The following is a 9,510-nucleotide window of genomic DNA, read 5'->3' as shown; positions in this document are numbered from 1 at the left end:
TCCAGGCGGGATGATCCGGCGTCGCGCGCCCGGCAAGATCGGCCGGACAGGGCCTCGGTCCTGCCGGGGGGTGTACCGCAGTCTGCGCGGCGGGGGCGGCTCGGGGCAGGGCCTTTCCGTCAGGCGGAAAGGGTGCGGACGGCCGGGGCGGTGGGCTGCCAACGTTCGGGGCGGGCCGGACCTCGTCCGTGCCGTGACCCCTCACCCCCGCCGTGCCCTGGAGCCGTCATGCCCGAATCCGCCGTCGACCCGGTCGACACCGTCACCGAAGTGCCCGTCGCGGTGGTCGGCGCGGGGCCCGCCGGGCTGATGCTGGCGCACCGGCTGGGCCGGGCGGGCGTGGCGGCGGTGGCGGTCGACCTGCGCACCCGGGAGGAGATCGCCACCACCCACCGGGCGGGCATCCTGGAGGCGGACGCGGCCCGTGACCTGGTGGAGACCGGGGTGAGCGACCGGATCCTGCGCGAGGGCCACGAGCACGGGGGCACCGAGCTGCGCTTCGGCGGCCGGGCGCACCGGATCGACTTCCGGGCGCTGGTGGGCGCCTCGGTGTGGCTGTACCCGCAGACCGAGGTGTTCACCGACCTGGCCGACGCCCGCGAGCGCGACGGCGGGACGGTGCACTTCGGGGTGCGCGGCACCGAGGTGCTGGACGCGGCCACCGACCGCCCCCGGGTGCGCTTCACCGCGGCGGACGGGACGCGGCACGAGCTGCGGGCCCGCTACGTGGTCGGCGCGGACGGTTCGCGCAGCACCTGCCGGGGCCTCGTCCCGGAGGCGCTGCGCACCCGCTACGGCACCGAGTACCCGTTCGCCTGGTTCGGCGTGCTGGCCCAGGCCCCGGCCAGCGCACCGGAGTTGGTGTACGCGCACTCGGAGCACGGGTTCGCGCTGATCAGCCGGCGCACCGAGAGCGTCCAGCGGATGTACTTCCAGTGCGATCCGGAGGAGCGGACCGGGGACTGGTCGGACGGGCGGATCTGGGCGACCCTGCAGGCCCGGGTCGCGGGCCCGGACGGCTTCCGGCTGGTCGAGGGCCCGATCCTGGAGCGCTCGGTGCTGCGCTTCCGGTCCTTCGTGCAGGAGCCGATGCGCTGGGGTTCGCTGCTGCTGGCGGGCGACGCCGCGCACACCGTGCCGCCGACCGGCGCGCGCGGGCTGAACCTGGCGCTGCACGACGTCAAGGTGCTGGCGGGCGTGCTGCTGCGGGCGCTGGGCGGCGAGGGCGAGGCGGCGCTGTCCGACTACCAGCCGCTGGCGCTGCGCCGGATCTGGCGGGCCCAGCACTTCTCGTCCTGGATGACCCGCCTGCTGCACACCGCGCCGGGTGCCACGCCGTTCGAGCTGCGCCGCCAGTTGGGCGAGCTGGACAGCGTGGTGGGCACCCGCGCGGGCCGCGCGTACCTGGCCGAGCAGTACACCGGCTGGCCGGCCTCCGCCTGACATCCCCGACTTCCAGGAGACTTCCCGTGATCATCGACGCGCACGGCCACTTCACCACCGCCCCGCCGCAGCTCGCCGCCTGGCGCGAGCGCCAGACCGCCGCCGCGGGCGACCCCGCCGCCGCCCCCGACCCGTCCGAGCTGCGGATCTCCGACGACGACCTGCGGGAGGCGATCGGGTCCAACCAGCTGCGGCTGATGGACGAGCGCGGCACCGACCTGACGGTGTTCTCGCCGCGGGCGAGCTTCATGGCGCACCACGTCGGCGACTTCGCGGTCTCCTCCGCCTGGGCGCGGATCTGCAACGACCTGGTGCACCGGGTGGGCGCGCTGTTCCCGGAGCGCTTCGCGATGGGCGCGATGCTGCCGCAGTCGCCGGGCGTCGACCCGGCGAGCTGCCTGCCGGAGCTGCGGCGGGCGGTGGAGGAGCTGGGCGCGGTCTCGGTCAACCTCAACCCGGACCCGTCGGGCGGCCGTTGGACGGCGCCGCCGCTGACCGACCGCTCCTGGTACCCGCTGTACGAGGCGCTGGTGGAGTACGACGTGCCGGCGATGGTGCACGTGTCGACGTCCTGCAACCCGGCGTTCCACACCACCGGCGCGCACTACCTGAACGCCGACACCACCGCGTTCATGCAGCTGCTGCAGGGCGACCTGTTCGCGGACTTCCCGACGCTGCGGCTGGTGGTGCCGCACGGCGGCGGCGCGGTGCCCTACCACTGGGGGCGCTTCCGCGGGCTGGCGCAGGCGCTGGGCGGGCCGACCCCGGAGGAGCTGGTGGGCCGCAACGTCTTCTTCGACACCTGCGTCTACCACCGGCCGGGCATCGACCTGCTGGCCTCGGTCGTGCCGTCCGAGGGGCTGCTGTTCGCCAGCGAGATGATCGGCGCCGTCCGGGGCGTCGACCCGCTGACCGGCCACCACTTCGACGACACCCGGCGGTACGTGGACGCCACCGACCGCCTCGCCGCGCGCCCCGAAGCCCGCTGACCGCCCCGACCGCCCCGACCCCCAGGAGGAGAGACCCATGCACACCGAACTCGGTGTCGTCCGCACGAAGGTCGAGCGGCCCGATCCGGCCGCGGTGGCCGCGCTGTCGGCCTTCGGCACGGCCACCGTCCACGAGGCGATGGGCCGCACCGGCCTGACCCGCCCGTACCTGCGCCCGGTGTACCCGTCGGCGCGGCTGTGCGGCCCGGCGGTCACCGTGCTGCTCCAGCCGGGCGACAACTGGATGCTGCACGTCGCGGCGGAGCAGGTGCGGCCGGGGGACGTGGTGGTGGCGGCCTGCACGACGGAGAGCGAGGACGGGTTCTTCGGCGAGCTGCTGGCGACCTCGCTGCGGGCCCGGGGCTGCGCGGGCCTGGTGATCGACGGCGGGGTGCGGGACGTCGCGGAGCTGGCGGCGATGGACTTCCCGGTGTTCTCCCGGGCGGTGAACGCCCGCGGCACGGTGAAGGCCACCCTGGGCTCGGTCAACGTGCCGGTGGTGTGCGCCAACGCGCTGGTGCGGCCGGGGGACGTGGTGCTCGCGGACGCGGACGGCGTGGTGGTGGTGCCGCGCGAGCGGGCCGCCGAGGTGGCCGGGGCGTCGGCGCAGCGGGAGGCGAACGAGGCGGTCAAGCGCGAGCGGCTGCGCGCGGGCGAACTCGGCCTGGACATGTACGCGATGCGCGGCCCGCTGGCCGCGCTCGGCCTGCGCTACGAGGACTGATCACCATGGACCAGCAGAAGACCCCGGGGTGGCTGGACTGGCACCCCTCCCCCGCCCGTCCCGCCCTCGAACTGCCGGCGGGCGCGGTGGACGCGCACTGCCACGTGTTCGGCCCGGCGGCCGCGTTCCCGTACGCGCCGGAGCGCAAGTACACGCCGTGCGACGCCTCCGCCGAGCAGCTGTTCGCGCTGCGCGACCACCTGGGCTTCGCCCGCAACGTGATCGTCCAGGCGACCTGCCACGGCGCCGACAACCGGGCCCTGGTGGACGCGCTGCGCCGCTCCGGCGGCCGGGCCCGCGGCGTGGCGACGGTGCGTCCCGGCGTGTCGGAGGCCGAGCTGCGCGAGCTGCACGGGGCGGGGGTGCGCGGGGTGCGGTTCAACTTCGTGCGCCGCCTGGTGGACGTCACCCCGCGCGCGGACCTGTGGGACGTGGTGGAGCGGATCGCCCCGCTCGGCTGGCACGTGGTGCTGTACTTCGAGGCCGCCGACCTCGCCGAGCTGCGCGAGTTCTTCCTCTCGATCCCGGTGCCGCTGGTGGTCGACCACCTGGGCCGCCCGGACGTCTCCGAGGACGTGGACGGGCCGGAGTTCGCCGGGTTCCTGTCCTTCCTGCGGACCCGGGACGACATCTGGTGCAAGGTCAGCTGCCCGGAGCGGCTCTCGCTGACCGGTCCGCCCGCCCTGGACGGCGAGCGCGCCGCCTACCGGGACGTGGTGCCGTTCGCCCGCCGGGTGGTCGAGGAGTTCCCCGACCGGGTGCTGTGGGGCACCGACTGGCCGCACCCCAACCTGAGGGGCCACATGCCGGACGACGGCCTGCTGGTCGACTTCCTCCCGCACGTCGCGCCGACCGCCGAACTGCGCCGGCGGCTGCTGGTGGACAACCCGGTGCGCCTGTACTGGCCCGAGAACGAAGGGAGTTGAGTGTCATGGCGATCGACCGCAGCTACCGGCTGGTGCCCGGCACCACGATCTTCGACGCCGAGCAGTCCGCCCGCGGCTACCACCTCAACCAGTTCTGCATGTCGCTGATGACGGCCGAGAACCGGGCCGCCTACCTGGCCGACGAGCGCGCCTACCTGGACGCCTGGCCGCTGCGCGAGGAGCAGAGGCGGGCGCTGCTGGAGCGCGACCTGAACGCGGCGGTGCGCGAGGGCGGGAACATCTACTTCCTCGCCAAGTGGGGCGCCACGCTGGGCTTCTCGTTCCAGCAGATGGCGGGCTCGATGACCGGCATGACCGAGCAGGAGTACCGGGACATGATGGTCTCCGGCGGCCGCTCGGCCACCGCCCCGGCCAGCCGGATCGACCACGCCGTGCTGGAGGCCGCGCACGCCGACCAGGCGCCGCCCGCCGAGCACGCCGCCGTCTCGGCCGCCGTGTTCACCTCGCACGTCCCGGCGATCGGCGCCGCGATGGACCACGGCAAGACCGACGAGCCGTACTGGCGGCCGGTGTTCGCCGGGTACGAGCACTCCCGGCGGTGGGCCGCCGAGCACACCCCCGACGTGGTGGTCCTGGTCTACAACGACCACGCCAGCGCCTTCGACCTCTCACTGGTCCCGACCTTCGTGCTGGGTACCGGCGCCGCCTACCCGACCGCCGACGAGGGCTACGGCCCGCGCCCGGTGCCGGGCGTCGAGGGCGACCCGGAGCTGGCCGCGCACCTGGCGCACTGCCTGATCCGGGAGGACTTCGACCTGACGCTGGCCAACGAGATGCCGGTCGACCACGGGCTGACCGTGCCGCTGTCGCTGATGTTCGGCGAGGTGGAGAAGTGGCCGTGCAAGGTGATCCCGTTCCACGTCAACGTGGTGCAGTACCCGGTGCCGTCGGGCGCGCGCTGCTTCGAGCTGGGCCGGGCGCTGCGCCGCGCGGTCGAGTCCTACCCGCGCCCGCTGGACGTGCAGGTGTGGGGCACCGGCGGGATGAGCCACCAACTGCAGGGCCCGCGCGCCGGGTTGATCAACCGGGAGTGGGACAACGCGTTCCTGGACCGGCTGGTCGCCGACCCGGCGGGCCTGGCCCGGGTGCCGCACCTGGAGTACGTCGAGGAGGCCGGCTCGGAGGGCATCGAGCTGGTGATGTGGCTGATCGCGCGCGGCGCGCTGAGCGACGTCGACGACGGCGGCAGGGTGGACGTCGAGCACCGCTTCTACCACGTGCCGGCGTCCAACACGGCCGTCGGCCACCTGATCCTGAACAACCACCACCGGCCCGCCGAGGAGAACTGACATGACGAAGCAGCAGCCCCTGCGGATCGCCCTGGCCGGCGGCGGCGCGTTCGGCGCCAAGCACGCCGCCGCGCTGCGCCGGATCGAGGGCGTGGAGGTGGCCGCCGCGGTCTCCTCCTCCCTGGACAGCGCCCGGAGGTTCGCCGCCGAGCAGGGCATCGCCCGGTCGGCGGGCAGCCTGGCGGAGGTGCTGGCGATGGACGACGTGGACGCGGTGGTCCTGGCCACCCCGACGCCGCTGCACGCCGCGCAGACGCAGGCATGCCTGGCGGCGGGCAAGCACGTGCAGGTGGAGATCCCGGTCGCCGCCTCGCTGCCGGACGCCGAGGCGTGCGTGGCGGCGGCCGGGCGCACCGGACTGGTCGCGATGGCCGGGCACACCCGGCGCTTCAACCCGAGCCACCAGTGGGTGCGCCGGCGGATCGCGGCGGGCGAGTACGCCGTCCAGCAGATGGACGTGCAAACCTACTTCTTCCGCCGCAGCAACCTCAACGCGCTCGGTCACAAGCGCAGTTGGACCGACCACCTGCTGTGGCACCACGCCGCGCACACCGTCGACCTGTTCGCCTACCAGACCGGCTCGCCGATCGTCCGGGCCAACGCCGTGCAGGGCCCGGTCCACCCCGAGCTGGGCATCGCGATGGACATGTCGATCCAGTTGCAGGCGGCGAGCGGCGCGATCTGCACCCTCTCGCTGTCCTTCAACAACGACGGCCCGCTGGGCACCTTCTTCCGCTACATCGGCGACACCGGCACCTACCTGGCTCGCTACGATGATCTGATGACCGGAGAAGAGGAACCGATCGACGTCAGCGGCGTCGACGTCTCGCTGGACGGCATCGAGCTGCAGGACCGCGAGTTCGTGGCCGCGATCCGCGAGGGCCGGGAGCCGAACGCCTCGCTCGCCCAGGTGCTGCCCTGCTACCGCACCCTGGCCGACCTGGAGCGGCAGCTCGCCGAGCCGGTGGGCGCGTGAACGGCCTGACGGGCGGCCTCCGCAGGATCGGACCGTTCGAAGTCCCGGCCGTCGGCCTCGGCTGCATGAACCTCAGCCACGCCTACGGCACCGCGCCCTCCCCCGAGGACGGCGCCGAGCTGCTGCTCGCCGCCCTGGACGCGGGCGTCACCCTGTTCGACACGGCCGCGCTGTACGGCTTCGGCGCCAACGAGGAACTGGTCGGCCGGGTGCTCGGCCCGCACCGGGAGCAGATCGTGCTGGCCTCCAAGTGCGGCATGACCGGGGTGGACGGACGGCGCGTCATCGACGGCCGCCCGGAGACCATCCGGCGCACCGCCGAGCAGTCGCTGGCCCGGCTCGGCACCGACGTGATCGACCTGTACTACCTGCACCGGCTCGACCCGGCCGTCCCGGTCGAGGAGAGCGTCGGCGCGCTGGCCGAGCTGGTCGCGGCGGGCAAAGTCCGCGAGATCGGCCTGTCCGAGGTGTCGGCGGCCACCCTGCGCCGGGCGCACGCGGTGCACCCGGTCGCGGCGCTGCAGAACGAGTACAGCCTGTGGACCCGCAACCCGGAGCGCGGCACCCTGGCGGCCACCCGCGAACTCGGCGTCGCCCTGGTCGCGTTCAGCCCGGTCGCGCGCGGCTTCCTGACCGGCGCCCCGCCGCGGATGGCCGACCTGCCGCCCGGCGACATCCGGCACGCCATGCCGCGCTTCACCGACGCCCACTACCCGGCCAACCTGGCGCTGCGCGAGCGGCTCGCCGCGCTGGCCGCCGACGCGGGCCTGACGGTGGCCCAGCTGGCCCTGGCCTGGGTGCTCTCCCGCGGCGAGCACGTCGTCGCCATCCCCGGCACCCGCTCGGTGGACCACCTGCACGAGGACGTCGCCGTCCTCGGCCTGGACGTGCCCGCCGAACTGCTGGCCGCGGCCGGCCGGGTGCTGTCCGACGAGACGGTGCACGGCTCCCGCTACGCGGAGGCCACCCTGCCGGAGATCGACACCGAACGCTGCGGCGCGGCGGGCTGACGTCCGCTCACCTCATCCGGCGGGGCGCCACGGCTCCACCCACGGATCGGCCCCCTGTTCGACGGCGGCGAGCAGCGGGTCGAAGGTGGCGCCGTCGATGCCCTCCCGGATGAGGTCGGCGTGGCCGCCGTGCCGGGCGGTCTCCTCGATCAGGTGCAGCAGCACCCAGCGCACCGACCACTCCTCGACCCCGGCGGGCACCCACGGCGCCCCCGGCGGGACGGGCACGGCCTGCCCGAGGTCGGCGACCGCGGCGACCACCGCGTCGGTCCGGGCGGCCGCGGCCGCGTAGGCGTCCAGCGCTCCGGCCAGCGTCTCGTTCGGGGCGAGGCGGAACTCGTCCTCCTGCGACTGCGGCTCCCGCCGCCGCAGGACCAGGTCGGTCCAGAAGCCCTCGCAGCGGGCGGCGTGCTTGATCAGGCCGCCGATGCTCAGCTCCCCGGCGGACGCGGCCGTCCGGGCCTGTTCGTCCGTCAGGCCGTGGGCGGTGGCCCGCAGTGCGCGCCGCTGGTGGGCGAGGTAGGCGGTCAGCGCCGTGCGCTCGTCGGGGACGGGCGGGACGACTCTCGGCACGGTGGGCATCCTCTCGCACTGCAAACCTTTGCAGAAAATTTCTGACGAACTCTACTGTCGACCGCCGCGAAGATCCATGCCCCGTCGCGAACCGACAGGCAGCGCAGGACAATGCTTTTGCGCAAGGAGGTGAAACTTCTTTCACTCGGGGCTTGACCACCTCCCTCCCCGGGCGAGAGGGTCTGCCCCATGCCCGCACACGTACCGCCCATCGCCGACGAGCGCGACGGCCTGCTCGCCTACCTCGCCCAGCAGCGCCGGGCCCTGCGCGCCACCGCCCACGGCCTGACCGAGGAGCAGGCCCGAATGACCCCCACCGCCAGTGCGCTGAGCATCGGCGGCCTGATCAAGCACGCCGCCCGCTGCGAGGCCGGCTGGACCGACCTGGTCCTGCAGCGGCAGCGCGGACCGCAGCGGAGCGCGGACGAGGACGACTCCGCCGAGTTCTCGCTCACGGAGCAGGAGACCCTGGCCGGGGTGCTGGACGCGTACGCGGCGGCGGCCCGGGAGACGGACGCGGTGGTCGCCGCGGTCGCCGACCTCGGGCAGGCGGTACCGGTGCCGCGCGGGGTGCCGTGGTTCCCCGCCGAGGTGGAGAACTGGTCGGTGCGCTGGGTGCTGCTGCACCTGATCGAGGAGACCTCCCGGCACGGCGGCCACGCCGACATCGTCCGCGAGAGCATCGACGGCGCCACCCTGTTCCCGCTGCTGGCCGCGGCCGAGCGCTGGCCCGACCCGTGGTTCGAGCCCTGGCGGCCCCCGGCCGCCGACTGAACCGGCCGTCCGCTCACCCGTCGGCGGGCAGCACCGCCACCGAGGCGGAGGTGGTGCGCAGCCGCACCCGGTGGTCGGCGCCCGGCCGCTCGGGCAGGGCGATCCGGACGTCGGCGGAGACCTGGTCGGAGTCGAACGCGTAGCCGCCGTCCCGCTCCGGCAGGCGCAGCGCCACCGAGGCGGAGGTGGACTCCACGCTCAGCTCGCCGGGCGGGGCGGCGAAGCCCAGGTCGGCGCTGCCGGAGCGGACCGACACCGTCGCGTGCTCGGGGCGCAGGCCGACGGCGGTGCAGCGGATCGAGGCCAGCGACAGCGCGAGGTCGCCGCGCAGCCCGGACAGCGTGATCTCCCCGGAGTCCTGGCGGACCGTCAGCGCGGTGTCCGCCGGGACGGCCAGCCGCAGCCGCCCGGTGCACCGGTCGAACGGTCCGTCGCCGCCGGCGGCGCAGCGCACGGGCACCGCGCCGTCGCTCCCGGCCGGGCCGAGGCCGACCAGTCCGGGGCGCTGCGCACCCTCGGGCAGGTACTCGGCGGTGGCGGCGGCCCCGTCGGCGGCGACGATCTCGACCCGGCCCGACACCCCGTCCAGCAGCAGCGCCCGCGGGCTGCCGGGCAGGACGTGCGGCCCGGCCCCGGTGCCCGTCCCGCCCCGGTCGGTGACGGCCACCGCGCCCGCCCCGACCAGCACCAGCGCGGCCGCCACCGCCGCCCACGGCCACACCCTCCGCCGACCCCGCGGCGGAGCCGCCGGCCGCGGCGGGACGGACGGGTGGGGCGGGGCGGAC

At 74.9% G+C, this 9,510-nt stretch carries 9 protein-coding genes and 1 pseudogene; 8 read left to right on the top strand and 2 right to left on the bottom strand.

Annotated elements, in window-relative coordinates; genetic code table 11:
- Positions 1–228 precede the first annotated feature (228 nt).
- Genes ACFUEL_RS28175 through ACFUEL_RS28145 form a run of 7 tightly spaced genes read left to right on the top strand, consistent with a single transcriptional unit; the run spans position 229 to position 7,378 of the window.
- Entirely contained in the window at positions 229–1,443 is a 1,215-nt protein-coding gene (locus tag ACFUEL_RS28175) for a 4-hydroxybenzoate 3-monooxygenase (protein ID WP_380239577.1), read from the top strand.
- Between the two features lie 26 nt (positions 1,444–1,469).
- Positions 1,470–2,432, top strand: coding sequence for an amidohydrolase family protein (locus ACFUEL_RS28170; RefSeq protein WP_380239576.1), 963 nt, complete (start codon positions 1,470–1,472; stop codon positions 2,430–2,432).
- A 37-nt stretch (positions 2,433–2,469) separates the two neighbouring features.
- Entirely contained in the window at positions 2,470–3,156 is a 687-nt protein-coding gene (gene ligK / locus ACFUEL_RS28165) for a 4-carboxy-4-hydroxy-2-oxoadipate aldolase/oxaloacetate decarboxylase (RefSeq protein ID WP_380239575.1), read from the top strand.
- Between the two features lie 5 nt (positions 3,157–3,161).
- Complete coding sequence (locus ACFUEL_RS28160) at positions 3,162–4,082, top strand: amidohydrolase family protein (RefSeq protein ID WP_380239574.1); 921 nt, start codon at positions 3,162–3,164, stop codon at positions 4,080–4,082.
- 5 nt (positions 4,083–4,087) lie between these two features.
- A complete protein-coding gene (ligA, locus tag ACFUEL_RS28155) occupies positions 4,088–5,392 on the top strand; it encodes a protocatechuate 4,5-dioxygenase subunit alpha (RefSeq protein WP_380239573.1) in 1,305 nt (434 codons plus the stop codon).
- 1 nt (position 5,393) lies between these two features.
- Entirely contained in the window at positions 5,394–6,368 is a 975-nt protein-coding gene (locus tag ACFUEL_RS28150; protein WP_380239572.1) for a Gfo/Idh/MocA family oxidoreductase, read from the top strand.
- Positions 6,365–7,378 (top strand): aldo/keto reductase, encoded by a 1,014-nt coding sequence (locus ACFUEL_RS28145; RefSeq protein WP_380239571.1) that lies wholly within the window; start codon positions 6,365–6,367, stop codon positions 7,376–7,378. Before ACFUEL_RS28150 ends, ACFUEL_RS28145 begins: the two co-directional genes overlap by 4 nt.
- Before the next feature lie 12 nt (positions 7,379–7,390).
- On the opposite strand, the gene ACFUEL_RS28140 is transcribed toward ACFUEL_RS28145, so the two are convergent.
- Positions 7,391–7,960: a DUF664 domain-containing protein gene (locus ACFUEL_RS28140; RefSeq protein ID WP_380239570.1), complete on the bottom strand. Its 570-nt coding sequence runs from the start codon at positions 7,958–7,960 to the stop codon at positions 7,391–7,393.
- Between the two features lie 180 nt (positions 7,961–8,140).
- Here ACFUEL_RS28140 and ACFUEL_RS28135 point away from each other — a divergent pair, with 180 nt between their 5' ends.
- The gene (locus ACFUEL_RS28135) at positions 8,141–8,725 is read left to right on the top strand and encodes a DinB family protein (protein WP_285737295.1); all 585 of its coding nucleotides are present in this window, start codon (positions 8,141–8,143) and stop codon (positions 8,723–8,725) included.
- A 13-nt stretch (positions 8,726–8,738) separates the two neighbouring features.
- Here the strand turns inward: ACFUEL_RS28135 and ACFUEL_RS28130 are convergent.
- Positions 8,739–9,510: pseudogene (locus ACFUEL_RS28130) on the bottom strand (hypothetical protein); the annotation flags it as partial.

The sequence above is a fragment of the Kitasatospora sp. NPDC057198 genome, from assembly GCF_042670125.1.
Taxonomy (GTDB): domain Bacteria; phylum Actinomycetota; class Actinomycetes; order Streptomycetales; family Streptomycetaceae; genus Kitasatospora.
The sequence above is the reverse complement of the archived record's forward strand: the minus strand, read 5'-3'. Positions and strand labels throughout refer to the sequence as shown.